We start from the raw sequence: 25,956 nt of genomic DNA, 5'->3' as shown, positions 1-25,956 counted from the left end.
AATCGTGAACCATGGCTATTGGCGCAACTATACGGACCTTTGACATCCAGCTCTCCGACATGGATCGCGGGGTATACGAGGAACTGTCCCTGCGCGTGGCGCAGCACCCTTCGGAAACCGACGCCTACTTGGTCACCAGGGTGCTGGCCTACTGCCTGGAATTCGAGGAGGGCATCGCCTTCGCCGCGGCCGGGGTGTCCTCGGGGGAGGAACCTGCCGTGCTGGTCAAGGATCTTACCGGACTGACCACCGCCTGGATCGAGGTCGGCGCGCCGGATGCGCAGCGCCTGCACACCGGCAGCAAGCTCGCCGACCGCGCGGCGGTCTACACCCACCGCGACCCGCAGCGGCTGCTGGCCTCCTGGAACGGGAAAACCATCCACCGTGCGCAGGAGATCGTGGTGCGTTCCTTCGACTCGAAGTTCATCGACGCCGTCGCGGCCGAGCTGACCCGCCGCAACATCATGTCCCTGTCGGTCACCGAGGGCCAGCTGTACCTGGAGCTCAACGGTGCCTCGCTGGAAACCCAGATGCAGGAGCATCAGATCATCTAGGCGATGCGTCGGAAGCGGGGGCCCTTGTAGTCCCCGCGCTCGACGAGATCGTCGAACATCTCCAGCGGCCGGGCCCAGAAGCTGTAGTCGCCGTAGAGCGTGCGGTAGAAAACCAGCTGCTCTTCGGTTTCGCTGTGCCGTCCCACGGCGAGCACCTCGTAGCGCCGGCCCTTGAAGTGCTCGTAGATTCCGGGTTCGATGCTCATACCTTTTATCGTGCCATGTTTCGAAAGCTGTGAGGTAGTTATCGGTTTTGGCTTGCCTTTCTGAAGTGCAAACGTTTCTGGCGCGTCGAGGGCGAATGTGCAGCTGGAACGACAGAACGCCTCCCTCAAACCAGTGACCTTCGCTCGAAGGTGGCAAGGTACAAGACTGAAACGAGCCTCGCATCAACGAGCCCGAGATCTAGCGTAGAAATTGCTGAAGCGAGTCCCGGCTGCTGAAACTGGTGTTCCAACACTGAAGAAAGTAGATAGATCTTCCGAATTACTTCCTTCACTGGCAGCCGCAAAGGGAAGGCAGGGCTGCGCACCTCAAAGTTCAGTCCACAACATAAAAGGAACCTTAAGCTGCAATACTATGAGGATGATTTTCGCGGGTCGTCATGCTATTTTGGGGCGGCTGCTACCACGCCAGCGTCGGGAATCGCATGCTCGTCGCTCATCCTCAAGACGATGGCTGTGTGCACGGATAACGTAACCTCCCGACTATTGCCTTGCCAGGAAACTATGCGGCGGCCTCAGGGACAACGATCTAAAGGTAATTGGTGGAGACCCAAGGAGATCATGAGGTTCTTCCGATGCAGGACGTTGTCTCCAAATCTCTCGCTGCCAGCGCTCTGCAGAACGGATGATCGGTCTGGATGCAACCAGTTTGCCGCGTCGAGCACGGGTCGTTGGCTGCCGACATGGTGGGCCCTTATCGACGTGGCGTTGCAAAAAAGATGGCGGTCGCAGTGATTGCCATATGCGATTTGCCGAATGGAACGTTGTTATTAGACCGTTGATGACGCATGTGGCGGTCCGGGAACAAGGCGGTCGTGCGCATGGAATCGATGCTTCACTGTAGCCGCCTTGAGGCGAAATGAACCATTTTTTCATGTGTGGAGGCGAAGGAGCCGAAGTAACTAACAAGGCCGAGCAGATGCCTCGTCTCTGTGAAATTCGGCAGAGCAGAGAGGCCAATTTCAGGTGTAAAGACAGTTCTAGGCCGGGAGTAATAGATAACCGAATACTTGGCACTATAAAAGATAAATGAACCGTCCATTAGCACATCTAGCAGTGTGAGCAGGTGCCAATGTGCTTGCTAGGGATACGTGGCTTCGTAACCGCACAGACGCCCGCGTGCGGACCACAGACGAGGTGCGGGGCGGCTTCGAGCTTTAAAAATGGCAGCCCGTCAGCATATGGGGGGTGCTGACGGGCTCTACTGGCAATCGATCGCACTCGGGGGACGCGATAGATTCGCCAAGCCAGTAGTTGAGTTCAGGATTAGCCGAACCCATCCAGTCTAGAACAGTTAGTTCGATTATCGAAACAATAATTCAATTTCGGCCTGTAAGGTTGTCTGGTTTATGCCGAATCGTCCCGGTTTGCCTATGCGTTTACAGGACATCGCAGATTAGATAAACAACGACCGTGTATTATTTAGGATAGGTTATGTGCTTAATCCTAGGTGGGGACCTTGGGTTTTCGGATCTGATATGGGGAATTGATGATCGGCGCATACCGTTTATCCAAGTCCCGTCGCTACAACAGTGGCGGGATTTGGCGATCCTTCAAGGCGAACTGGCGAATAGTGCGTCTCGAGCGACCCGTTAGGGGAAAAACTGCGGGAACATGCCGTCCCGTTAAGTAGAACGGGGCCCTACCTCGAAAGGTAAGACCCCGTCCCGTTGTGCAGGTTATGCCCGTTTGCGCGTGATAAAGCCCCAAATAATGAGGACGATCAGCGAACCACCGATGGCCAGCAGCCACGTCGAGAGGTCCCAGAACTCGTTCACTCCGACACCGAATGCCGCGGAACCAATCCAGCCACCAATGACTGCGCCAACTACACCAAGCAGCAATGTGGCGATCCAGCCGCCACCCTGCTCACCTGGCTTGATCGCCTTAGCGATCGCACCGGCGATAAGGCCTAAAACAATCCAACCAATGAAACCCATGACTTCCTCCTAAAGGATCGAGTGACTTCGTTCAGCATCTGGACTGAGATGCACCTTGTGAACAATACAGTACTCGGAGGTAAGTTCGCGCGCAGGCAACGTCTCTGGCAGTGTAATTTCACATGATCCCCAACCTCGCAGGGGTAGTCTGCCGTGAGTCAGAAGTATTTAATTGCCCGAAGCATGGACGTGTGTAATGCGCACGGGCATTATGAACACGCGGCGCGCCTCACTGACAAAGATAAGACCCCGAACGAAGCGGTGTTAACGGGTAGTACTAGCGCCAGCCCGGAGGCGTTCTTCTTGCCGCATCCCAAGTCCATCTTCGTCTTTAAGAGCCCGTCGTGGGCTTTCGTGTCTCCTGCAAGCTCCTCGGTGGGCGTTGCGGCCGCTGCCACCGAGTGTGTATTCAAGTGCCCAGCACGCTGCGCATCCCTACCGGGGCGACGCTCGTGATTATCTGCACTCGAGGGGCTTTCTGCGTCGTTACCGTGGAAATGGGCTACCCCATCTGTGTGGCTTGTTCCACCGCTGTTTACGGCGCATTCGTAGGACAGTGCCTGAGCGGTCCCAGATAGGCACGAGAAAGAAAGCGGCCAATGACAATGCAACCTGGTAATTCATCTGCTGTCAGTAGGAACGTCATGTTGGTGCCTCTGTTACTTGCGGTAGCCGCGATCAACTTGTCTCGCATCCCGGGGCTTGCTGGCTACCCCGGGGTCGGATGGGCTGTCAGCGGAGTACTGCTGTTTGCAACGCTGATTCTGGCGTTCACCAAGTATCGGCACCAGTTGAACACTGGCATTTCACGATAGGAGGTAGCGCCTGCTGATTCACCGAAGGAGCCGAGGCCGGCAACTTCCAGATCTGCTGCGCCTAACCTGCGAGGGTCTCCGCGCAGCCTCCGGTAGCAGGTGGTATCTTTCTCTGCGTCCGGGGTCCTGCGGGCAGCCGCCCAGCGCGTGCGGCAGCCCGCCGGCAGGCTAATGATCTATTTCGTCCTGCTTGCGCGACGCCTGGTACGGGCGCTCTTCGTTGTGTTTTCCCCAGTCGCGGGCGTGCGGGCCAGCATGGTGGCGGAATCGGTGATCGCAACGTACGACAGGCGTGCCGCGACTGCTCTCCGTTGAAGTGTGCACCGTATGTGCACCACGTCTGATCTCCAAAAGAAGAAAACCCCTGGCGGACCAGGGGTTTTCGGTGGCGGTGACGGTGGGATTTGAACCCACGGTACGGGGTTACCGTACACAACATTTCGAGTGTTGCACCTTCGGCCGCTCGGACACGTCACCAGACCTGATAACTCTATAACGAACATCTGGCGAATGCCAAAACGAGGGGGCTCTCAACGGACGCAAGTGGCCCGAAACACAGTTTCCCGGCTGCGCTTCAGCGCTTGGACCTGAAGAAGTCGCGCAGCAGGCCAGCGCATTCCTGCTCCCTGACGCGGGGATAGACCTCGACCCAGTGGTTTAGGCGCGGTTCGCGCACGATGTCGAAGACCGAGCCGCAGGCCCCGGCCTTCTCGTCCCAGGCGCCGAACACCACCCGCGGGATGCGCGCGAGCACGATCGCCCCGGCGCACATGGCGCAGGGTTCCAGCGTGACCACCAGAGTGCAGTCCTCCAGGCGCCAGCCGTCGTCCTCGCCGCGCGCGGCCAGGGCTGACACCGCGTTGCGGATCGCGACGACCTCGGCGTGGGCGGTGGGGTCCTTCAGGGCTTCGCGCTCATTGCGGCCGGTGGACAGCAGCTTCCCGTCGGGGGAGATGACCACGGCGCCGATGGGGACGTCGTCGGTGGCCAGAGCAGCGCGTGCTTCGTCCAGCGCGAGCTCCATCCAGGCTTCGTGTTCACGGTTCATAGTGCTCCCACCATACGTGTTCGCAGGGCCGCGGCCGCGGCTGTGGGGTGGTTTTACTGTTCGCTTGGGCACATAATCCGGATTTCCGTCGGGGTTTTCCCCGGTTTTCCTCGATCATGCAAAGGCCGGGCTGATAGATTTTGATGCATGCGCGTACAGGTAGTCGACCACCCGTTGGTGGCACACAAGGTCTCAGTTCTTCGTGACAAGAACACCCCGTCCTCGATTTTCCGCCAGCTGACCGATGAACTGGTCACCCTGCTGGCCTATGAGGCCACCCGCGAGGTGAAGACCGAGCAGGTCGAGGTCGTCACCCCGGTCGCGGTCACCACCGGTACCACCATTGCCAAGCCGACCCCGCTGGTCGTCCCGATCCTGCGCGCGGGCCTGGGCATGCTCGAAGGCATGACCCGCCTGGTGCCGACCGCAGAGGTCGGGTTCTTGGGCATGGCCCGCAACGAGGAAACCCTGGACATCATCACCTACGCCGACCGCGTGCCGAACGACCTGGCCGGACGCCAGGTGTTCGTGCTGGACCCGATGCTGGCCACCGGCGGCACCCTGGCCGAGGCCATCAAGTTCATCTTCGAGCGCGGCGCCAGCTCGGTCACCTGCATCTGCCTGATCGCCGCCCCGGAGGGCATCGAGCGCCTGAAGTCGATCCACGGCGGAGACGACCGCGTGCACGTGGTGCTGGCCTCGCTGGACGAGAAGCTGGACGAGAAGTCCTACATCATCCCGGGCCTGGGAGACGCCGGCGACCGCCTGTACGGCGTGACCCCGCCGATCGCCTAATTTTCCGGCTCCGGCGCAACTGAGCCGGGGCATGCAAAGGGGCTGCCCGCACCACTGGTGCGGGCAGCCCCTTTGCGCGTTGTCCGGGTCCCCTTCTGTTGCGGGTCTCGTGCCCCGAGCTAGACCGAGGCCTTGGGGGAGCGGCCCGTCGAGCCGGCGGGTTCCGCGTCCGCATCGATGAGCGGGAGCCTGACCTCGAAGACGGTGTCCCCGGGGACCGAGCGCACCGAGATGCTGCCGCCGTGGGCTTCCACGATGCTCTTGGCGATCGGCAGGCCCAAGCCCGTGGTGCCGTCCGAACCCGAGCGGGCCTTGTCCGCGCGGGTGAAGCGCTCGAAGACCGTGGGCAGGAAATCCGCGTCGATGCCTTCGCCGGTGTCGTGCACCAGCAGCACCGCCTCCTCGGTCTCCGGGTCCTGGCGGACCGTGGTGGTGACGGTGTTGCCCGGGCTGGTGTGCTTGCGGGCGTTGGCCAGCAGGTTGGTGATGACCCTGCGCAGCGAGGAGGAATCCGCGTAGACGAAGGTCTGCGGGTCCTCGCAGTCGAATTCCCAGATGTGGTCGTCCGCGGTGACCTTGAAGTCCTCGGTGATGTCCGCGGTGAGCAGCCCCAGATCCAGCTTGGTGCGGCGGAAGGAATTCTCCTCGTCCAGCCGGGCCAGCAGCAGCAGGTTCTCCACCAGGGAGCCCATGCGGTGGCTCTGCTGCAGCACACGCTCCACGGAGCGCTGTCCGTCGGGGGAGAAGTGCTCGGTCGCGGCGAGCAGCTCGGTGTAGCCGCGGATCGAGGACAGCGGGGTGCGCAGCTCGTGCGAGGCATCGGCGACGAACTGGCGCATCTGCGCCTGCGATTTCTCGCGGGCGGTCAGCGCGGCGGAGACGTTGTCGATCATCGCGTTCAGGGCGTAGCCCACGTTGCCGACCTCGGTGCCCGGAGTCGCATCCTTGTCGTCCACGCGCTGGGTCAGCTCGACCTTGCCCGAGTCCAGGTCTGTGTCGGCTACCGAGGCGGCCACCCCGGCCACGCGCTTGAGCGGCGCAAGGGAGCGGCTGATCAGCCAGGATCCGGCCAGGCCCGCCCCGACGATCAGGATCATCGCGATGAACAGGGTCAGCCAGGCCATTTCGCGCAGCGCCATGTCGGTGTCGGACAGCGGCAGGCCGACCACCAGCACGGTATTGGTGCCGGCGTCCTTGACCGCCACCAGGTAGTAGTCGCCGACCGTCAGGTTCGCGCGGCGCGGATGGAAGTCGCCGGTGGTGTGCAGGTCGCTGACCGGCAGCTGCACCATCGGGATGGCGTCCTGCTGGCCCAGCTGCTTGAACTCGCCGGTTTTCTTGTCCAGCACGCCACCGACGAAGACCAGCCGGTCGAAGCGCGCGGTGAGGGTGCCGGCCGACTGCCCGGGGGCCTCGATCCGGCCGTTGCCGGCCTCCTGCGAATAGTTCAGGGCGCGTTCGGTGGTCAGCTTGAGCTGGTCGCCCAGCTGGTCCATGAGCGTCTGGCGCATGCCGGCGTTGTAGAGCAGCCCGAGCAGCGCGGAGACTGCCGTGACGGACGTGAGAAGGATGATCATCAGCTTGCGCTGCAGCGCATGCGGCGAGCTCACCTTCGGGGTGGTGGCGAACATGCTCATGCAGCGGGCTTCAAAACGTATCCCACGCCGCGCACGGTGTGAATCATCGGTTCGGCGTCGACGTCGATCTTCTTGCGCAGGTAGGAAATGTACAGTTCGACGATGTTCGCCTGGCCGTCGAAGTCGTAGTGCCAGACATTGTCCAGGATCTGCGACTTGGACACCACGCGGCGCGCGTTGTTCATCAGGTAGGAGAGCAAGTCGAACTCGGTGGCGGTCAGCTGGATCTCGCGGCCGGCGCGCGAGACGTCGTGGGAGTCGAGATTCAGCACCAGGTCGCCGACCACCAGTTCGGCGGTGTCCGCGGTGGTGGCGCCGGAGCGCTCGACCAGTCGGTGCAGGCGGATTAGCACCTCTTCGAGGCTGAAGGGCTTGGCGACGTAGTCGTCGGCACCGGCGCCGAGGCCCTCGATGCGGTCCTCGACGGCGTCCTTGGCGGTCAGGAAGAGCACCGGGACGTCGGGCAGGTGGGTGCGGACCTTGCGCAGCACCTCGGGACCGTCGAAGCCCGGCAGCATCCAGTCCAGGACCAGGACGTCGGGGGTGAAAGAACGTGCGGTGGCGACGGCTTCGGGGCCGTCGTGGGCCATGGTCGCTTCCCACCCGAGCATGCGGGTTCCCATGGCTACCAGTTCGGCGAGCGACGGCTCGTCGTCAACCACCAGGACCTTGATCGGCGTACCGTCCGGGTGGGTGAGTCGTGGGAGCTGGGCGGGAGAGAATCGGGAATCGTTCATGTTTAAGAGCATCCCCTATTGCCTTGGGCTGACTTTATGATTTACCTGTGCAGAAGCTATGTCCGCATGACGATTTTATGCGAGAAATTTGCAATCAGATAGCGCTTAATTTGGTCAAGGGTATGCAACGGCGAATGTTTGAAGCGTGAACATCGAATGTCAATGAATGAATATTCAGACCCTTGCATAGGGTGCGCATACTGCGCATTGATCCGAAAAATCCTGAACATATTGAGTAGTTAAGCGCTTAGATCGCCGTATTTTGCCTAAAGTGGCACACGTCACTTTCGGACACATCCGTCTCACATGGTGAACATGGGTGCTCATTGTTACTTGCAAGTTCCCAATGTTACGAGGAAACTAGAGGTGTGAGTAAGGCGCAGAGCAGAAATGGGAACCCCGGCGAGGCATCGCCGATGGCTTCCATTTGCTGTTGTCGAATGCTCGGCGTCAGCGGTACCGCATCGAATTCCTGAGTTATCGGGATTCGGTCCACGGACAGCCGCTGACGGGAAACCCAACTGCTGCTGGTGGACGAAGGCCGCTGGCAGCGCAAGCAAAACCCGAAGCATCAGCGCCAAATCACTTGGCCTTCGCACACATAGAGGAAAAGCAATATGTCGGCAGGATCCGGATACGTTCACGTTTCAATTCGCAATGCCCAGAACCGGGCAGCAGCGGCACAGCGCGCGGCCGCAGGAAGCTATGCCCCGGCAGGCTATCGCCCGCTGCGTGCAGTGTCCAACGTGCATGAAACCCGGGAACCAATGCATCAGCCGGCCGCCGCACCGGTCCAGTCGGCCGGAGCCCAGAGCACCGACACCTCGGCCCGCGGCTTCGTGCTGTACGTAGGCCTGGATGAGGCCGCAGCCCAGGCCCAGGGCACCTCGCTGGGCAAGCTGGCCACCCAGGTCCGCGCCTTCCTGGCCACCCTGTCGCCGCAGGCCCAGACGCACGCGGCCGTGGCTCTGGCACCGACCAGCGCCCAGGGCGAGCCGATCGACGTCGTGCGCCAGGCGCTGGGCGATCCGACGCTCTCCCGCCGCCCGCGCGCCGAAGCCCGCCCGAGCACCCCGCGCCCGTCCGGCGTGCTGATCGACCTTTCGCGCCGCGAGGTCTACCTGGACGGCGAGACCCTGAACCTGACCTTCAAGGAATTCGAGCTGCTGAACTTCCTGGTGGAGAACGGCACCCGCACCGTGGGCCGCGAGGAGCTGCTGGAAAACCTGTGGCGCAACGCCGACGAGGTGCCCAACGAGCGCACCATCGACGTGCACATCCGCCGCCTGCGTTCCAAGCTGGGCCGCCTGGCCAACACCGTGCGCACCGTGCGTGGCCAGGGCTACCGCTTCTACGAGCACCCCGAGGTCGTCGTCTGGGCGGCACCGGAATACTCCATCTAGTCTTCGGACGCGGCGCCCCGTCACGGGAGCCGCCAATAGCGCGGCGGGCAAACCATTGGGTTTGCCCGCCGCGCTTGTCTTAAGCTGGGGAACATGAATGCTGCCCAAACCCGCCGACTGATCCTGATGCGCCATGCCAAGGCGGATTATCCGCTGGGCGTGCCCGACCACGAGCGCCCGCTGGCCTCCCGCGGGAACCGCGAAGCGCCCGCCGCCGGAGCCTGGCTCGTGGAGAACAACCTGATCCCCGACTACATCATCTGCTCGGACGCGCTGCGCACCCGGTCGACCTGCGCCTGGGTGCTTTCCAAGCTGGGGGAGAAGGGCCCGACCCCGTACATCGACTCGCGGGTGTACTCCGCCCCGGTCTCCGCATTGTGCTCGATCATCAACGAGGTGCCCGATACCGTGACCACGCTGCTGGTCATCGGGCACCAACCGGTGCTGCAGGAGCTGGCGCTGCGCCTGGCCTCGGCCGACTCCGACGAGGAAGACGTCTACGAGCTGGCGATGAACTACCCGACCCTGGGCACCACGGTGCTGGAGACCGCCCACCCCTATTCGCACCTGGATGCGCGCGACGCGAATGTCACCCACTTCGCCGTTCCGCGCCCCTGAAACCCGGGGCATTGCGCGGGCGGGGCCCTGCGGCCCAAGATGAGAAAACCCTCATGGGTTTCTCCTGCCCATCTCATCGGATGTCCACGTTCGGTTAACCCCGGGCGGCTTTACTGTAAATAGTCGAGCCGAACGGCCGGCCGCGGGGCGCAGGCTCCCCGTGGAAAGCGAGCAAGGAGAACCCGCCATGGGTATTGCACCAATCATCGAAGAGCACCCAACCCCGACGTCGGCGCTGTCGAGCGTCCGCCAGGAGCTGGGCGCCCGCACCGTGGCCGCCATCCGCACCGCCTACACCACCCGCTTCGTCGGCGCGCAGCTGCAGCGCAACCCGGGCGACTTCCATCTTCTGGGCGGCGCCGCGCTGGCCCCTGCCGCCGGCGACGTGGTGGTGGCCCGGGTGACCGAGATCGGCCAGCACACCGCGCTGCAGTCCGCCGAGGGCCGCCGCCAGAAGCTGTTCGTCGGCCAGCTGGTGCTCGTGGCCTACGGCGACCGCTACGCACCGGACCAGTTCCTGGCCCACGTCCCGCTGGATCTCGGCCCGTGCCAGCTGGTGGCCGGCGGCGGCGTGGCCAGCCGCGTGGAATCCATGCATGCCTCCATCGACGCGGCCACCGAGCTGGAGCCGCTGGGCCTGCTGGCCCGCGACGGGCAGGTGGTGAACCTGGCCGACTTCGCCCCGCTGCAGGTGCACACCCCCTCGGCGGGCGCGAGCGCGCAGCCGGCCCAGACCCGCGTGCCGGTCATCGCGGTGCTCGGCACCTCGATGAACTCGGGCAAGTCCACCACCCTGGGCTGCCTGGTCAACGGGCTGACCAACGCGGGGCTGGACGTGGCCGCGGGCAAGGCCACCGGCACCGGTGCCGGCAACGACCCGAACCTCTTCAAGGACGCCGGCGCGGTGTCCGTCGCCGACTTCACCGACTTCGGCTACCCGACCACCTACATGGTCCGTTATGAGCAGGTGCGCGACCTGCTGGTGGCGATGATCCGCGAACAGGCAGCCACCGGCGCCGACGTGGTCGTCATCGAGATCGCCGACGGGCTGTTCCAGGGGGAGACCTCCCGGCTGCTGAACGACCCGGTGTTCTCCCTGCACGTGGACCGCGTGGTCTTCAGCGCCCAGGACGCGCTGGGCGCGTTGGCCGGCGAGCAGATCCTGCGCGCCGCCGGGCTGGACCTGGCCGCGGTCTCCGGGCGCCTGACCGCTTCCCCGCTGGCCGCCGAGGAAGCCCGCGCCAACCTGCGCACCCAGGTCATCGACACCTTCGAGCTGTGCGACCCGCAGGTCGCCACGGCGCTGCTGCCGCGCTCGTAGCCGCGGCACAGGGACTCATGGACAGGGACGCGGACATCCGGATGGGCGAGCGGGCGCGGCGCGGCAAGCTGCCGGCCCTGTGGGCCGCCGGGCGCCGGGCGGCGCTGGCGTGGCTGCTGGGCCTGGGGCTGGCCATGGGTGCGCTCACCATGCTGCTGGCCTGGCTCACCGGACGGCTGACCAGCGCGTTCACCGTCGCCGGGCTCTGGACGGTGCTGGGCCTGGCGCTGGCGTTCGGGCTGGGCAAGCTCGCCGAGCGGGTGCTGGCCGAGAAGCTGGGGCAGCACTATGTGGCGCAGCTGCGCGGGGGGCTGCTGAAGCAGTCGCTCACCGCCGACCGCGCCCCGGGGCTGGGCATCACCGTCGCCCGCTCCACCAACGACCTCTCCTCGGTGCGCAACTGGGTGATCCAGGGCGTCGTGCCGCTCATGGCCGGGATCCCGCTGCTGCTCTTCGCGCTGGCCGGGTTGTATCTCAGCGCGCCGCCGCTGGCGCTGGCGCTGCTGATCCCGCTGGTTCTCGAGCTGCTGCTGCTCGGGGCGCTGGCCCCGGGAGCCTACGGGGCGGCCCGCGTGCTGCGCCGGCGCCGCGGGGCACTGGCCTCGCGGATCGCCGAAACCCTGGGCGCGGCCACCGCCGTGCGGGCCGCCGGAGGCGTGGAGCGCGAGGTCGGCCGGCTGCAGGACACGGCCGCGGGCATGGCCGCCGCCGCGGTGCACCGCGCGCGCTTCGCCGGCGCCCTGCGCGCCAGCGCCCTGGCCGTGCCGCTGATGGGCAGCGTGCTGCTGGTGGGCGTGGCGTCCAGCGCGGCGCTGCCGGCCTCGGCCGTCACCAGCGGCCTGCTGCTGCTGGGCATCAGCAGCGCGGTGCTCGGCGAATTCGGGCGCATGGTCGAATACCGGCAGAACTACAAGGCCGCCCGCCGGATCCTGGCCCCGCTGCTGGCCCAGGTATCCGGCAGCGGCCCCGGCACCGGTGAAGCGACCCGGCTGCCGGCCGGCGCCGTGGGCAACGCCCCCGACGTGGTGCGCCTGCAGCCGGCGCCCGGCCAGGACGCGAAGCGCTGGCCTACGCTGCTGGCCGGCCCGGGCGAGCGCATCGCGGTGGGCGGCGGACGGTCCGCGCAGCAGCTGCTGCACCGGCTGGCCACCACCGGGCTGGCTTCGGATCCCCCGCCCCACGGGGCCTGGGTGGGCGGTCGGAACCTCGGGCTGATCCCCGAGCGGTCCCGGCGCCGGCTGTTGGGCGCGGCGCTGTCCGGGATGGCGCTGGAACGCGGGCCGATCGCCCGGGCGCTGCGCTACCGGCGCCCGCAGGGAAGCCTGGACGAGGCGCTGCGGTTGGCGCAGCTGTTCGGGCTGGAGGTCGACGAGCTGCCCGAGGCGGAGGCGACCATGCTGCGCCGCGGCGGCGAACCGCTGGACGACGCGCAGCGCGCCGGGCTGCTGCTGGCCCGGGCGCTGCTGGAGGAACCGGCGCTGCTGGTGCTGGACGGGCTGCCCGGGGCGCTCGCGCCGAGCGCGGCCCGCGAGGCCGGCAGGCTGCTGGCCGGCTACCCCGGGGTGGTGCTCTACCGCGGGACGCTGCCCGGGCTGCACCCCACCCGGCGCTGGGAGCCGCAGGAGCGGAACTAGCCCGCGTCCCGGGCCATGGCGCGCAGCCCGTGCACGGTGGCCATCACCGCCAGCGTAATGGTGTCCAGGTCCGTCGGCGCCGCGCTGCCCGACCGCTCGCGCGCGGTGAGCAGGGTGGCGCCGAACATCGCGCAGGCCGAGGCCTGCAGCAGCGGCTCGGGCACCTGCACCGCGCGGCGCAGCGCCGCGGTGATCAGGTCGGTGATGCGCTGCCGGAACTCCTGCACCTGCTCGCCCCACGGGCTTTCGCCGCGCTGCTGCTCGCTGACCCACAGCTGGGCGTAGGAGGGGTACTCCTGCACGAAGCCGAAGGCGCGGCGCACCATCGCCTCCAGCGCCGCCAGCGGATCCTCCACTGCCGCATCCCGGCCGAGCTGGTCAAGCAGCTTCTGCGCGCCGAACTCCAGCAGCGCGCCGATCATCTTCTCCTTGGAGCCGAAGTTGTAGTAGACGGTCCCCTTGGACACCCCGGCGGCGCGGGCGATCTCCTCCACCGAGACGGCGTTGACCCCGCGCCGGCCCAGCAGCGCCATCGAGGCGGCGAAGAGCCGCTCCTTGGAATCGGTGGCGCGCACCCGCGGGCGGGCGTCGAACTGCCCGGTCATTCGCCCAGCTCCGGCTGCAGCGTCTTCAGCGTCCAGGTCTTGTGCAGGCGCACCGCCAGCAGGCTGCAGCCCAGGCCCAGCAGGGTGTAGCCGACCAGCACGCCGCCGATGGCGGAGAGCATGCCCAGATCCGCGCCGTACATCAGGTGGCGCATGCCCAGCACCACCGAGCTCATCGGCAGGATCTGGTGCAGCAGGTGCAGCGGTGCGGGCAGGGTCTCCCACGGGAAGGTGCCGCCGGCGGTGACCAGCTGCAATACCATCAGCACCAGCACCACGAACTTGCCAGCGGTGCCCAGCAAGGCGTAGATGCCCTGGATCAGCGCGCTGAAGCACAGCGCCGCGAGCAGGAACAGCCCCCAGGTCAGCCACGGGTGGGCGGTGTTCAGGCCGAGCCCGAAGTGCACCACCGCGAACAGCAGGCTGGTCTGCAGCAGCGCCAGCCCCGCGAAGGGCAGCCAGCCGCCGATGGCGATCTTCCAGTCCACGCCGTTGGAGGCCAGCGCGCGGGTGGTGATCGGGCGGACCACCTGGGTCAGGATCAGCACGCCGATGAACGTCGCCAGGGTCATGAAGAACGGGGCCAGCCCCTCGCCGTAGGCATGCGCCTCGGCCTGCTTCTGCTGGGTCACGGCGACCGGATCGCCGATCACGCTCGCCAGCTGGTCGCTGGTCCGCTCATCCGGGTCCGGGACCTGGCCCACGCCGTCCGCCAGGCCGTTGGACAGCTCGCCCGAGCCGTCCTCCAGCTTGGTGGTGCCCTCGGAGAGTTCGCCGACGCCGTCGGAGAGCTGCACCAGCCCGGAGTGCAGCGCCCCGGAGCCGTCCACCAGTGCCCCGGCGCCGGAATCCAGCTCGCCGGCCCCGGTGGCGGCGCGGGTGGCGCCGTCCAGCGCGTCGTGCTGGCCGCCGGCCAGGGTGGACGCGCCGGAAGCCAGGGTCTTGGCGCCGGCCGCCAGCTCGGAGCCGCCGTCGGCGGCCGTGGAGATGCCTTCCACCAGAGAGGGGACCGCGGCGTTGAGCTTGCCGGTGCCCGCGGAGAGGGTGCCCAGGCCCTGGGCCAGCGCGGCGTTGCCGTCGGCGACCTGCTTCGAGCCGTCGGCCAGCGTATCCAGGCTTGACTGCACGGTGCCCAGTTCGGCGCGGATCTTCGCGGCCTCGTCCTTCACGGACTGGCTCGCGGCCGAATCGTCCACGGCGGCGGAAACGTCCTTGCCGATCGTCGCTGCCTGCTCTTCGCTGAGCACCCCGGAGGCCACCAGCGTATCCAGGCGCTGGGATATGGCGTCTTCGACCTGGCCCAGGCGGTGCTTCGCGTCGGCCTGCAGCTGGTCGATCACCTCGACGGCCCCGTCGGCGGTGGCGGAGAGCTTGGCGTTGCCGTCGGCGACCTGCTTCGAACCGGCGGCCAGCTGGTCCGCGGCCTTCTTGGCGCTGTGCGCGCCGTCCTCCAGCTGCCGCACCGAGTCCGGCAGCGCGGCGGTCTTGGACTCCAAGGTGTCCAGCCCGGCGGAGAGCTTCCCGGCGCCGGCGGAGAGCTCGGCGGCGCCGTCGGCGAGCGAGTCCGCGCCCTCCGCGAGCTTGCCCTGCCCGGCGGCCAGCGTGTCCAGGCCGGAGCTCAGCGAACTGGCGCCGTCCTTAAGCGCGAGCGTGCCGTCGGCCAGCTCGGAGCTGCCGTCCACCAGCTTGGTGGTGCCGTCGGCCAGGGTGAGCACGCCGTCGCCCAGGGACAGGGTGCCGTCGTAGACCTGCTTGGCGCCGTCGGCGGCCTCGCCCATCGACCGGTGGATGTCCACGAAACCGGCGATCATGGCGGAGGCGGTCTCGGTGCCGACCTCGTTGGCCACCGAGGTGCGCACCTCGCTGGCCAGGGTCTTGGCGAAGTTGCTGACCATGAAGTTGTTTGCGTCATTGGTCAGCAGCTCGATGTCCGCCTGGGAGGCGTCCTTGAAATCGCCCGGGGAGGTCAGCGCCGCGGAGAAGTCCTCCGGCAGGATCATCGCGAAGGCGTAGGTGCCGTCCGCGACCGCCTGCTCGGCCGCGTCGCGGGAATCCAGCTGCGCCCAGCTGAAGGTGCCGTCCTCCTCCAGCGACTCGACCACGGTGTCGCCGACCTGCTTCTCCTCGCCGTCGACGACGGCGCCGTCGTCCAGGTTGACCACGGCGGCGGTGACATTGTCCAGGTTGGACTGGGGGTCCCAGTTGGCGTAGAGGTAGAGCGCGCCGTACAGCAGGGGCACGCAGGTGATGGCAATGAGCGCGAGCTTGGGCAGCGTGCCGCGGCTCATGCGCTTGAGTTCGGAAAGCGCCAGACGCAGTGTCGTCATGGGTTAGTCCTTTGCTTGGCTGGGGTCGCTGGCCGGCTGCGGGGCCGGCGCGGGAGTGTCCTGTTCTTCCGGCATTCCGGGCTCCGCCGGGATGTCCCCGGCGCCGGCGGATTCCCCGGCCGCCGATGGCTCCCCGGCGGGTTCGCCGGGCTCGGGCTGCGGTGCCTCGGCGGTGGGCGCGTCCTGTCTGTCCTGCTCGTCCGGCCTGTCCTGCTCGTCCGGCCTGTCCTGCTCGTCGGGTTCGGTCGGGGCCGGGCCACCGGGGTCCTCGGAGGGTTCCTCCGGTTCGGCGTCCTGAGCCGGTTCAAGCTCTGGCTCCGGCTCGAATTCCGCGGCAGGTTCGGACGCCCCGAGATAGGCCACCGGCCCGGCCCAGCTCTCGGGGACCCGGGCCACGGTGGCGATGACCGCGAACTCGCGGTCCGACAGGGCGAAGCGTTCCAGGGCTTCGAGCCACGCCGCGTCGTCGCCCGGGTGCCGGTCGGGTGAATCCACGACCAGCAGCCTGGTCTGCGGATTTTCGGCGGCCAGCTGCATGAGCATCTCCGTCAGGCGCACGGGGTCGACCGCATCGACCCAGTCGCCGGCGATATCGCTGTAGCCGTGCTCCGCCATCCACTTCTTGGGGTTCGGCTTGCGCCACGGCGGCGAGGGGATCAACGAGAGGTCCTCGCTGACCACGTCACGCACCTTCAGATGGGCCTCGGGATCGTTGATGTTCGGGGAATCGACCACCGCGCTGTGCTTGCGCAGGTGGGCCAGCCGGGCGCTGCCGCCCCAGGCCACGACGCCGCCGCCGGGTTTCATCCGGCCCGACAGCAGCAGCGCGAGCGCGGTGCGCGCGCCCTGCGGTTCTCCGGCGACAAGCAGCATTTCCCCGGGCGCGACGCGCAGGGAGGTGGGTGGAACCAGTTCGCTATGGCGTCCCTGGAATGAAATCGAGTCTGCAACAAGCACGTTAACGAGACTAATTGAACTGACCGGTCAGTTCAATTAGTAAGAATATCTTTTGCGTCACCCTAGACGTAAAGCGCGTAATGCACTTGGATGATTCATGAGCTGTCACCGAGTGCGCCCGGGAAATTCACGGTGAATTCATGTGCGTCTGGTTAATTCGATAAAGAGCTCGCTGCGCGGTCGCTTGGCCGCGCTCGCCACACCGACGTTGGGAATCACATGCGCAAACGTACCAGCATGGCTCTTGCGGCCGCTGCTCTGGGCGCCAGCCTCGCGGCTGGCGGTATCGTGCCGGCCACGGCCGACGACTCCGGAATCACCTCGATCGAGCAAATCCAGGGAGCCGCCGACACCTCGCCCTTCGCGGGGAAAAAGGTGACGGTCCGGGGCGTGGTGACCGGGGCCTACGCCGACGGCGGCATCCGCGGCTTCTACCTGCAGACCGCCGGCAGCGGCGCGGAAATCTCGCCGCTGGGCAGCTCCGGCATCTTCGTCTACGCACCGCGCCAGGTTTCCTCCGTCGCCGTGGGCGACCATGTGGAGGTCGCGGGCACGGTCTCCGAGTACTTCGGTCTGACGCAGATCAGCGCCTCCGGCGTGGCGCCGCTGGCCGAACCGGCAGAAGCCGTCAAGCCGCTGTCGACCCCGCTGCCGGCCTCGGACGCCGACCGCGAGCGCTTCGAATCCATGCTGGTCGACCCGCAGGGGCAGTTTACGGTGTCGGACAACTACTCGCTGAACCAGTACGGCGAGATCACCCTGGCGCAGGGAACCAGCAGCATCGTTCCCGGGGAGCGCACGCTGCGCCAGCCGACCGATGTCTTCGCGCCGGGCAGCGCCCAGGCGCTGCGGCTTGCCGAGGAGAACGAGCAGCGGGCCATCGTGCTGGACGACGGCGCGACGCTGAATTTCTCGACCGCCTCCAATACCTCGGTGCCGCTGCCGTACCTCGATGCGCAGCGCCGGGTCACGGTGGGCGCGGCCGCGGCCTTCACCGATCCGGTGATCATGGACTACCGCTACGACCTGTGGCGGCTGCAGCCGACCGGCCAGGTGACCGGTGCGCAGGATGCGGACATCCCGGTCAGCTTCGAGCAGATCGACAGCAGCAAGCCCCAGGACGTCGGGGGCAATGTCAGCGTCGGCAGCTTCAACGTGCTCAACTACTTCACGACCACCGGCGACAGCCTCGAAGGCTGCACCTACTACAACGACCGCCAGGGGGTTCCGGTGACGGTGCGCGGCGGCTGCGATGCCCGCGGCGCGGCCACCGAGGCGAGTTTCGAACGGCAGCAGGCCAAGATCGTCGCGGCGTTGAACAAGTTCGACGCCGACGTGGTGGTGCTCGAGGAGATCGAGAACTCGGCGCGCTTCGGCCAGGACCGGGACGCCGCGCTGGCGCACCTGGTGGACGAGCTGAATGCCGCGGCCGGGCAGAACCGGTGGAGCTATGCACCGAGCCCCGGCGCCGTCCCGGCCGACGAGGACGTGATCCGCACGGCGATGATCTACCAGCGCGACGCGGTGAAGCCGATCGGCAAGTCCCGGATCCTGGACGACCCTGCCTTCGACAACGCCCGCGACCCGATGGCGCAGGCCTTCCAGCGGGTGGGCGGCAACCAGAAGACCCGTTTCCTGGTGATCGCCAACCACTTCAAGTCCAAGGGATCGGATCCCAAGGACGGCTCGGCCAATGCGGACCAGGGGGACGGCCAGGGGGCGTGGAACGCCGCGCGCGTCGAACAGGCCACCGCGCTGGTGAAATTCGCCGATTCGCTGAAGAAGACCTCGAACACCGACCAGATTCTGCTGGCCGGCGACTTCAACTCCTATTCTGCCGAGGATCCCATCAAGGTGCTGTCGCAGGCCGGGTATGTCGACCTGGGCGCGGCGGCGGATTCGCGCAGCTACCTGTTTGCCGGGCTGACCGGCTCGCTGGACCACGTCTTCGCCTCGCGGCCGCTGGCGAAGAAGGTGGCGGGCCAGGATATCTGGAACATCAACGCGACCGAATCCATCGGCTACGAGTACAGCCGCTACAACTACAACGTGACCCAGCTGGTCACCGGGAACCAGTACCGCTCTTCGGACCACGATCCGGTGCTGGTGGGCCTGCAGCTGGACAAGAAGTAGCCGGTTCCGGATGCCAGCGGGGCCCGGAACGGCGCAGGCGACATGCCGGCGCGGTTCCGGGCCCCTGCTGGCGGTTCTCCGGCGGCAGCAGAAATTGGGGGTTGACACTTTTCGTTTCCACGGGCAGTCTTAGTGCAGATGAATTGTGAGAGCGCTCACAGAGTGATGGGCGGGCGCTATCGTGACTCATGCTGTATCGAAAACTCCTCGGAGTTTATTTTTTTCCCCAAGTTTGAGAGCGCTCTCACGAATGAGCGGGACGCTCGAAAGTACACTCGCAAGCTCAGCACTCTGAACGGAGTCACCGTGGACATCTCTCGCACATCCCGCATCGCCAAAGCGGTCGCCGTCGCCGGAAGCCTGGCCCTGCTGGCCACCGGTTGCGGCGGCAGCAACAACGCCGCCGACGAACAGCCGGCATCCGCCGACAACCCGGTCACCCTGACCGTCACCACCTTCGGGACCATGGGGCTTGATGCCCTGTATGCGAAGTACGAATCCCAGAACCCGGGCGTCAAGATCCAGGCAACCAACATCGATACCGGCGGCAACGCACTGACCGACTGGAAGACCAAGCAGGCCGCCGGCGCCGGCCTGCCCGACGTGCAGGCGGTCGAGGAGGGATGGCTCGGGCAGGTCATGGCCGTCTCCGATTCATTCGCCGACCTGCGCGACTACGGTGCGGGCGAGATCTCCAGCCAATGGGTGGACTGGAAGGTCCAGCAGGCCACCGATGACGAAGGCCGAATCATCGGCTACGGCACGGACATCGGCCCCATGGGCCTGTGCTACAACGCAGACCTCTATAAGAAGGCCGGCCTGCCCAGCGAGCGCGACGCCGTCGTCGAACTCTTCGGAGGGGACAACGCCACCTGGGAGAAGTTCGTCGATGTCGGCAAGGACTATGTCAAGGCATCGGACGAGGCCTTCTACGATCAATCCGGATTCGTGTGGAACTCCATGGTCAACCAGCTCGGCGAGGGCTATTACAAGGCCGACGGAACCTTGAACATCGAAGGCAATACGCAGCTGCGCGAACGCTGGGATCTGCTGGCCGATGCGGCCTCCAACGGGCTGTCTTCCGGGCAGACCCAGTGGGACTGGGGCAAGGGCCAGGCGTTCATCGACGGTTCCTTCGCCACCATGCCGTGTCCGGGCTGGATGCTCGGAGTGGTCAAGGGGCAGATCGAGGGCGCCGGCGGCGATGCGGCCAGCGGCTGGGACTTCGCCGACGTCTTCCCCGGCGGCCCGGCGAACTGGGGCGGGACCTTCCTGACCGTGCCCACGACCTCGGAGCATCCGGCCGAGGCCGCCAAGCTGGCCCAGTGGTTGACCAGCGCTGAATCCCAGGCCGCCGCATTCGAGGAGGCCGGCGCCTTCCCGAGCAGCCTCGAAGCCCAGCAGTCCGAAGCGGTGACCGGCGCCAACGAGCTGACCAAGTTCTTCAACGACGCGCCGATCGGGACGATCCTGGCCAGCCGCGCCGAAGGAGTCAAGGCGCAGTTCAAGGGCCCGAACGACTCGGTCATCCAGGAGCAGGTCTTCGGCCCGGCAACCATCGCGCTGGATTCCGGAACCGATGGCCAGAGCGCGTGGAACGACGCCCTGTCGACCCTGAAAAACCTGGACATCAAGTAACGGCCGATGCAGCCGGGGCCCGGGTCCGCTGACCCGGGCCCCGCGGAAGAAGAGAACATTTTCATGAGCACCTTGACCAACAAGCCTCCCGGTTCCGGCACCGGACACCTCCGGAGGAAGGCGCGCCCCGCGAGCCCGACTCCGGAAAAGCTCCTAGAGGAGCGCCACTCCGGGCCGCAGCGGCGCCGCCACTTGTTCAGCCGGCTGGACTACAAGTACTCGCCGTACCTCTACATCTCGCCCTTTTTCATCCTCTTCGGACTCGTCGGGCTCTTCCCGCTGGTCTACACCTTCGTGGTCTCCATCAACGACTGGGATCTGCTGGGCGGGGCGGGGGACTGGGTGGGGCTGGAGAACTACGCCGCAGAGCTGTCCTCGCCGCTGTTCTGGAACTCCCTGTTCAACACGTTCAGCATCTTCCTGCTGTCGGCCATTCCGCAGCTGGTCATCGCGACATTCATCGCCGCGATGCTGGACCAGAACCTCCGCGCCAAGACCTTCTGGCGGATGAGTGTGCTGGTGCCCTATGTGGTGACCCCGGTGGCGGTCACCCTGATCTTCTCCAATGCCTTCGACGAGAAGTACGGCCTGATCAACAACCTGCTGCAGCTGGTCAACCTGGATCCCGTGGCCTGGAAGACCTCGGTGTTCCCGTCCCATCTGGCCATCGCCGCGATGGTGAACTGGCGCTGGACCGGATACAACGCGCTGATCCTGCTGGCCGCCATGCAGGCGGTTCCCCGGGAGCTGCACGAGTCGGCCGCGATTGACGGCGCGGGTATGCTGCGCAGGTTCTTCTCGATCACCCTGCCCGGCATCCGGCCCACCATGATCTTCGTGATCATCACGGCCACCATCGGCGGCCTGCAGATTTTCACCGAGCCCAAGCTGTTCAACGCCAGCAGCTCGGTGCCGGGCGGACCCGACCGCCAATACCAGACAACCGTGCTGTACCTGTGGGACCTGGCGTTCAACCGCGGGGACTTCGGCCGGGCCTCGGCCGTGGCCTGGATGCTGTTCCTGATCATCATCCTCATCGGCGTCGCCAACTTCCTGCTGTCCGGGAAGATCGCCTCCTCCGGAGAGAAGCGCGCAGGCCGCCGGCCCATGCGCCGCGGCAGGAATGCCAGCAGGCCTGGCATGACTGGCAAGCCTGCTGGCGGACAGGACATGACAGAAACCCGGAGGAGAGACCATGGCTAACCCACCCCTTGCCGCGGCACCGCCGCGGCCGCGGCGCAAGCGCCCGCGAAGCTTCACGACCGAGCGCCGGCCCGGGTTCCTGGTCTACGGCATCCTGCTCGCCTTCTTCCTGGGCAGCACCTACCCGCTGTGGTATTCGCTGGTCATCGGGTCCTCGGACCCGGGGGTTTTCGCCTCGGCCTGGCCCCCGCTGCTGCCCGGCGGCCAGTTCTGGCACAACGTAGCCGAGGTGTTCAACACCGTCGACTTCTGGGCGGCGCTGGGCAACAGCCTGGTGGTGTCCTCGGTGATCACGCTGTCGGTCGTGTCCTTCTCCACCTTGGCCGGGTACGCCTTTGCCAAGCTCCGGTTCCGCGGCCGCGAGGGCCTGCTGGTCTTCGTGATCGCGACCCTGGCGGTGCCCACCCAGCTGGGCATCATCCCGCTGTTCATGATGATGAAGGAATTCGGCTGGACCGGATCCCTGGGCGCCATCATGATCCCTACCCTCGTCACCGCGTTCGGCGTCTTCTTCATGCGCCAGTACCTGGTGGACAACATTCCCGACGAATTGATCGAGGCGGCCCGCGTGGACGGTGCCAGCATGATCGGCACGTTCTGGCATGTGGGGGTGCCCGCCGCCCGCCCGGCCATGGCGATCCTGTCGCTGTTCACCTTCATGACAGCCTGGACCGACTACCTGTGGCCCATGCTGGTGGCCCCGCAGAACCCCACGCTGCAGGTGGCGTTGAGCCAGCTGCAATCCGCCCGCTACGTCGACTACACCATCGTGATGGCCGGGGCCCTGATGGCCACCATCCCGCTGCTGGTGCTGTTCGTCGTGGCCGGCAGGCAACTTGTTTCCGGAATCATGGCAGGAGCTGTAAAGGGCTAATGACTCGACACCCATCCCACTCGTTCGCGTGGCCCGAGACCTTCATCTGGGGTTCGGCCACCGCAGCAGCACAGATCGAGGGCGCCGCCCATTCCCACGGAAAGGAGGATTCCATCTGGGATGCCTTCGCCCGCGTCCCCGGGGCCATCGCCGGCGGGGAGGACCTGGAAACCGCCGTGGACCACTACCACCGCTACCGCGAAGACGTCGCCCTGATGCGCGAGCTGCACCTGGACTCCTACCGGTTCTCCACCAGCTGGGCCCGGATCGTGCCGGGAGGACGGAGCGTCAACCCGCAGGGGCTGGACTTCTACTCGCGGCTGGTCGATGAGCTGCTGGAACACGGCATCCTGCCGTGGCTGACGCTGTACCACTGGGACCTGCCGCAGGCCCTGGAGGAGCGCGGCGGCTGGGCCAACCGCGACACCGCCTTCCGATTCCTGGACTATGCCGAGGCGGTCCATGCGAAGCTCGGGGACCGGGTCGCCCGCTGGACCACCTTCAACGAGCCCTTGTGCTCGTCGCTGATCGGCTACGCCGCAGGCGAGCACGCCCCGGGCCGGCAGGAGCCGGCCGCGGCGCTGGCCGCGGTGCACCACCAGCACCTGGCCCACGGGTTGGCCACCGCGCGGCTGCGCGACCTGGGAGCGGAGCACCTGGGGATCACCTTGAACCTGACCAACGCGGTGCCCGACAACCCCGCCGATCCGGTGGACCGGGAGGCCGCTCGCCGGATCGACGCCCTGTGGAACCGCATGTACCTGGACCCGATCCTGCGCGGGGGCTATCCGGCAGACCTGCTGGAAGACGTCGGCCACCTCGGGCTGAATGCGGTGATCCAGGACGGCGACGCGGCGCTGATCGCGCAGCCCATCGATTTCCTCGGGGTCAACCACTACCACGACGACAACGTGTCGGGGCATCCGCTGGCAGCCGGCGAACCGCAGGCCCTGGTTCCCACGAACTCGCCGAAAGCCTCCCCGTTCGTGGGCAGCGAGTACGTCACCTTTCCGACCCGCAACCTCCCGCGCACGGCCATGGGCTGGGAAGTGAATCCGCAGGGACTGCGCGTGCTGCTCAACCGGCTGCGGGACGACTATCCGAACCTGCCGCCGCTGTACATCACGGAAAACGGGGCGGCCTACGAGGACGCGGTCACCGCGCGGGGCACGGTGGAGGACCCGGAACGAGAGGAGTATATTTTCAGCCACCTGGACGCGGTGGCCGGGGCGCTCTCCGACGGGGTCGACGTACGGGGCTACTTCCTCTGGTCCCTGCTGGACAACTTCGAATGGGCCTGGGGCTACAACAAGCGGTTCGGCATCATCCACGTGGACTACCGGACGCAGCAGCGCACCATCAAGAACAGCGGCCGGGCCTATGCCGGGCTGATCGCCGCCAACCGTACAATGGCATGACGCCCGGGCCGGGGCGCGGACATCGATTCGTGCCCCGGCCCGCCCAACGCCTAGGATCGTCGAAGCCCCTGGAGTAAAGAGAACAAGCATGTCCGAACCACGCAAGCAGCAGCCGACGCTGGAGCTCGTCGCAGAACGCGCCGGCGTCTCCCGCGCCACGGTTTCCCGCGTCGTCAACGGCTCGGAGAAGGTCAAGCCCGAGGCGATGCGAGCGGTCGAGCAGGCGATCCGCGAACTGAACTACGTGCCCAACCGGGCGGCCCGTTCGCTGGCGCAGGGCCGGACCAACGCCATCGCGCTGGTGGTTCCCGAGAACACCGCGAAGTTCTTCGCCGATCCCTATTTCGCCAAGGTGGTCCAGGGCGCCGCGCAGTATCTGGCGGATACCGAGTTCATGCTGTCGCTGCTGCTGTCCACCGAATCCGATCCGGGGAAAACCACACGCTACCTGCGCGGCGGCAATGTTGACGGCGCGCTGGTACTGTCGCACCACGCAGCCGACCGTTCCTACGCGGACCTCGGCGGGCAGCTCCCGCTGGTGTTCGGCGGCCGGACCATGAGTACCGACCAGAGCGAAATCTTCGTGGTCGATATCGACAACATCTCCGCCGCGAAGCAGGCCACCGAAGTGATCATCGAACGCGGCCGCCGGCGCATCGCCACCATCGCCGGCCCGCAGGACATGGGGGCGAGCCTCGATCGCCTGACCGGGTTCACCCAAGCGCTGGCGGAGGCGGGGCTCGAACCGGCGGCGGTGCTGGAAGGCGATTTCACTCCCGACAGCGGACACGACCTGATGCGGCAGCTGGTCGATTCGGGCACGGACTTCGACGGGGTGTTCGTGGCCAGTGCCCAGATGGCCTTCGGAGCGTTGCAGGCGATGGCGGATGCAGGGCTCGGGGTTCCGCAGGATGTTTCCGTGACCACGGTGGACGATGACGCCTTCGCCCGCAATGCCACCCCGCCGCTGACCACGATTGCCCAGCATCCGGAGCGCCAGGGAGCGATCATGGCCGAGATCCTGATCAAGCGGATCAACGGCGAAAGCGTGCCCGAGTGGAGCATCATGGACACCGAGCTGATTCTGCGCGCATCGCATTAGCCGTCGGATATCCTGCCGCTCCGGCGGGAATACGGGGTACCGGTTAAAAAAGAATTCCCATTCTTTCGAATGGGAATCTATTGGTGCGCCCAAAGGGATTCGAACCCCTGACCTTCTGTTCCGTAGACAGACGCTCTATCCAGCTGAGCTATGGGCGCATATTTACTTGTTTGTCGCCTTGACGACTTGAATAACAATACACGAGATTCGACGGCGGCAAAAATTGAAAAGCCCAAAAGTGCCCGGTGTCACATTGATTCGGCTTCTTGTGCCGCGGCCTCCTGGCCGGACTCGTTTTCCAGGAGGCACTGGTAGAGGTTGTGGTCTTGCCATTCGCCTGCGATCTTCAGGTAGCGCGGCGCCATGCCGATCTGCTCGAAGCCGCATTTTCGCAGCACCGCTTGCGATGCGTGGTTGTGCAGCAGCGTGCCGGCCTCGATGCGGTGCAGGCCCAAGGCCGAGCCGGCGATCTGGCACATGGCGTGCACCGCAAAGGTTGCCAGGCCCCGACCTTGGTGCGCTGCGTCCATCCAGTATCCGAGGCTTGCGCTTTGGAATGGCCCGCGGACAACCCCGGAGAGGGTGAAGCGTCCGATGATGCGGCCCTCCGCAAAGAGCGCCGCCGGGTAGGCCAGCGCCGCCGCAAGGCTGTCGAGTTGGATGTCCAGAGTCCGCCGCTGTCCGGCCGGAGTGAAAAATTCTTCCGGGCGCTCGGGCTCCCAGGGGGCCAGGTGGGCCCGGTTGCGCAGGTAGGCGGCGGCCATTTCCCCGGCATCGCCAGCTTGGAGCAGGCGCAATGCTGCACCGTTGCCTGAAGTCACTGGAAAGTGCACGACACTCCTCGGGAAAGAAAAAAATTCCCACTCATTCGAGTGGGAATTTCAGTATGGTGCGCCCAAAGGGATTCGAACCCCTGACCTTCTGTTCCGTAGACAGACGCTCTATCCAGCTGAGCTATGGGCGCATATTCATT

Annotated in this window: 21 protein-coding genes and 3 tRNA genes; 12 read left to right on the top strand and 12 right to left on the bottom strand. The window is 66.1% G+C overall.

Annotated features, from left to right (window positions below):
• The first annotated feature begins 11 nt into the window (after positions 1 to 11).
• Complete coding sequence (locus IEY43_RS15635; RefSeq protein WP_188949551.1) at positions 12 to 554, top strand: YaeQ family protein; 543 nt, start codon at positions 12 to 14, stop codon at positions 552 to 554.
• Here the strand turns inward: IEY43_RS15635 and IEY43_RS15630 are convergent.
• The 4 genes from IEY43_RS15630 to tadA all read right to left on the bottom strand — a co-directional run bounded on the left by IEY43_RS15630 (position 551) and on the right by tadA (position 4,581).
• Positions 551 to 760: a DUF1653 domain-containing protein gene (locus IEY43_RS15630; RefSeq protein WP_188949549.1), complete on the bottom strand. Its 210-nt coding sequence runs from the start codon at positions 758 to 760 to the stop codon at positions 551 to 553. The two genes, IEY43_RS15635 and IEY43_RS15630, sit on opposite strands and share 4 nt — an antisense overlap.
• A gap of 1,697 nt (positions 761 to 2,457) precedes the next feature.
• Positions 2,458 to 2,718 (bottom strand): GlsB/YeaQ/YmgE family stress response membrane protein, encoded by a 261-nt coding sequence (locus IEY43_RS15625; protein WP_188949547.1) that lies wholly within the window; start codon positions 2,716 to 2,718, stop codon positions 2,458 to 2,460.
• A gap of 1,201 nt (positions 2,719 to 3,919) precedes the next feature.
• Positions 3,920 to 4,010 (bottom strand) — tRNA-Ser (locus tag IEY43_RS15620).
• 97 nt (positions 4,011 to 4,107) lie between these two features.
• Positions 4,108 to 4,581, bottom strand: coding sequence for a tRNA adenosine(34) deaminase TadA (gene tadA, locus IEY43_RS15615; RefSeq protein WP_188949545.1), 474 nt, complete (start codon positions 4,579 to 4,581; stop codon positions 4,108 to 4,110).
• A gap of 147 nt (positions 4,582 to 4,728) precedes the next feature.
• Between tadA and upp the strand changes: the two genes are divergently transcribed.
• Entirely contained in the window at positions 4,729 to 5,376 is a 648-nt protein-coding gene (gene upp / locus IEY43_RS15610; RefSeq protein WP_188949543.1) for a uracil phosphoribosyltransferase, read from the top strand.
• A 119-nt stretch (positions 5,377 to 5,495) separates the two neighbouring features.
• On the opposite strand, the gene IEY43_RS15605 is transcribed toward upp, so the two are convergent.
• Positions 5,496 to 7,013 (bottom strand): sensor histidine kinase, encoded by a 1,518-nt coding sequence (locus tag IEY43_RS15605; RefSeq protein ID WP_188949541.1) that lies wholly within the window; start codon positions 7,011 to 7,013, stop codon positions 5,496 to 5,498.
• On the bottom strand, positions 7,010 to 7,750 hold the full coding sequence (locus IEY43_RS15600; RefSeq protein ID WP_047117977.1) for a response regulator transcription factor: 741 nt from the start codon (positions 7,748 to 7,750) through the stop codon (positions 7,010 to 7,012). Before IEY43_RS15600 ends, IEY43_RS15605 begins: the two co-directional genes overlap by 4 nt.
• 617 nt (positions 7,751 to 8,367) lie before the next feature.
• On the opposite strand from IEY43_RS15600, the gene IEY43_RS15595 reads away from it, so the two are divergent.
• The 4 genes from IEY43_RS15595 to IEY43_RS15580 all read left to right on the top strand — a co-directional run bounded on the left by IEY43_RS15595 (position 8,368) and on the right by IEY43_RS15580 (position 12,726).
• On the top strand, positions 8,368 to 9,153 hold the full coding sequence (locus IEY43_RS15595) for a winged helix-turn-helix domain-containing protein (protein WP_188949539.1): 786 nt from the start codon (positions 8,368 to 8,370) through the stop codon (positions 9,151 to 9,153).
• A gap of 93 nt (positions 9,154 to 9,246) precedes the next feature.
• On the top strand, positions 9,247 to 9,771 hold the full coding sequence (locus tag IEY43_RS15590) for a SixA phosphatase family protein (protein ID WP_188949537.1): 525 nt from the start codon (positions 9,247 to 9,249) through the stop codon (positions 9,769 to 9,771).
• A gap of 187 nt (positions 9,772 to 9,958) precedes the next feature.
• On the top strand, positions 9,959 to 11,092 hold the full coding sequence (locus IEY43_RS15585; RefSeq protein ID WP_229777446.1) for a DUF1611 domain-containing protein: 1,134 nt from the start codon (positions 9,959 to 9,961) through the stop codon (positions 11,090 to 11,092).
• Positions 11,093 to 11,109: 17 nt separating this feature from the next.
• Positions 11,110 to 12,726 carry an ABC transporter ATP-binding protein gene (locus tag IEY43_RS15580; protein ID WP_188949535.1) on the top strand — a complete coding sequence of 539 codons (1,617 nt, stop codon included), beginning with the start codon at positions 11,110 to 11,112 and terminating at the stop codon, positions 12,724 to 12,726.
• Here IEY43_RS15580 and IEY43_RS15575 read toward each other — a convergent pair.
• From IEY43_RS15575 to IEY43_RS15565, 3 genes are read right to left on the bottom strand one after another with little or no spacing between them, the layout of a single operon-like run.
• A complete protein-coding gene (locus IEY43_RS15575; RefSeq protein ID WP_188949533.1) occupies positions 12,723 to 13,331 on the bottom strand; it encodes a TetR/AcrR family transcriptional regulator in 609 nt (202 codons plus the stop codon). The genes IEY43_RS15580 and IEY43_RS15575 overlap by 4 nt on opposite strands.
• The gene (locus IEY43_RS15570) at positions 13,328 to 15,658 is read right to left on the bottom strand and encodes a YhgE/Pip domain-containing protein (RefSeq protein WP_188949531.1); all 2,331 of its coding nucleotides are present in this window, start codon (positions 15,656 to 15,658) and stop codon (positions 13,328 to 13,330) included. The genes IEY43_RS15575 and IEY43_RS15570 overlap by 4 nt, the downstream gene beginning before the upstream one ends.
• A 3-nt stretch (positions 15,659 to 15,661) precedes the next feature.
• The gene (locus IEY43_RS15565; RefSeq protein ID WP_188949529.1) at positions 15,662 to 16,615 is read right to left on the bottom strand and encodes a heme ABC exporter ATP-binding protein CcmA; all 954 of its coding nucleotides are present in this window, start codon (positions 16,613 to 16,615) and stop codon (positions 15,662 to 15,664) included.
• Between the two features lie 219 nt (positions 16,616 to 16,834).
• On the opposite strand from IEY43_RS15565, the gene IEY43_RS15560 reads away from it, so the two are divergent.
• From IEY43_RS15560 to IEY43_RS15535, 6 genes are all read left to right on the top strand, one after another.
• Positions 16,835 to 18,748: an ExeM/NucH family extracellular endonuclease gene (locus IEY43_RS15560; RefSeq protein ID WP_188949527.1), complete on the top strand. Its 1,914-nt coding sequence runs from the start codon at positions 16,835 to 16,837 to the stop codon at positions 18,746 to 18,748.
• A 306-nt stretch (positions 18,749 to 19,054) separates the two neighbouring features.
• Positions 19,055 to 20,386 (top strand): ABC transporter substrate-binding protein, encoded by a 1,332-nt coding sequence (locus IEY43_RS15555; protein ID WP_229777445.1) that lies wholly within the window; start codon positions 19,055 to 19,057, stop codon positions 20,384 to 20,386.
• Between the two features lie 63 nt (positions 20,387 to 20,449).
• A complete protein-coding gene (locus tag IEY43_RS15550; protein ID WP_188949524.1) occupies positions 20,450 to 21,589 on the top strand; it encodes a carbohydrate ABC transporter permease in 1,140 nt (379 codons plus the stop codon).
• The gene (locus tag IEY43_RS15545; protein WP_188949522.1) at positions 21,582 to 22,463 is read left to right on the top strand and encodes a carbohydrate ABC transporter permease; all 882 of its coding nucleotides are present in this window, start codon (positions 21,582 to 21,584) and stop codon (positions 22,461 to 22,463) included. The genes IEY43_RS15550 and IEY43_RS15545 overlap by 8 nt, the downstream gene beginning before the upstream one ends.
• Entirely contained in the window at positions 22,463 to 23,881 is a 1,419-nt protein-coding gene (locus IEY43_RS15540; RefSeq protein ID WP_188949520.1) for a GH1 family beta-glucosidase, read from the top strand. Before IEY43_RS15545 ends, IEY43_RS15540 begins: the two co-directional genes overlap by 1 nt.
• Positions 23,882 to 23,969: 88 nt before the next feature.
• Positions 23,970 to 24,983, top strand: a complete 1,014-nt coding sequence (locus IEY43_RS15535) for a LacI family DNA-binding transcriptional regulator (RefSeq protein WP_188949518.1) — start codon at positions 23,970 to 23,972, stop codon at positions 24,981 to 24,983.
• Between the two features lie 81 nt (positions 24,984 to 25,064).
• Here the strand turns inward: IEY43_RS15535 and IEY43_RS15530 are convergent.
• The 3 genes from IEY43_RS15530 to IEY43_RS15520 all read right to left on the bottom strand — a co-directional run bounded on the left by IEY43_RS15530 (position 25,065) and on the right by IEY43_RS15520 (position 25,947).
• Positions 25,065 to 25,141, bottom strand: a tRNA-Arg gene (locus IEY43_RS15530).
• Positions 25,142 to 25,231: 90 nt separating this feature from the next.
• Complete coding sequence (locus tag IEY43_RS15525) at positions 25,232 to 25,816, bottom strand: GNAT family N-acetyltransferase (protein ID WP_229777444.1); 585 nt, start codon at positions 25,814 to 25,816, stop codon at positions 25,232 to 25,234.
• A gap of 54 nt (positions 25,817 to 25,870) precedes the next feature.
• Positions 25,871 to 25,947, bottom strand: a tRNA-Arg gene (locus IEY43_RS15520).
• Positions 25,948 to 25,956: the final 9 nt, after the last annotated feature.

It is taken from the genome of Glutamicibacter protophormiae, assembly GCF_014647495.1.
GTDB classification, from domain to species: Bacteria; Actinomycetota; Actinomycetes; order Actinomycetales; family Micrococcaceae; genus Glutamicibacter; species Glutamicibacter protophormiae.
This window is presented reverse-complemented; position numbering and strand designations above follow the sequence as displayed.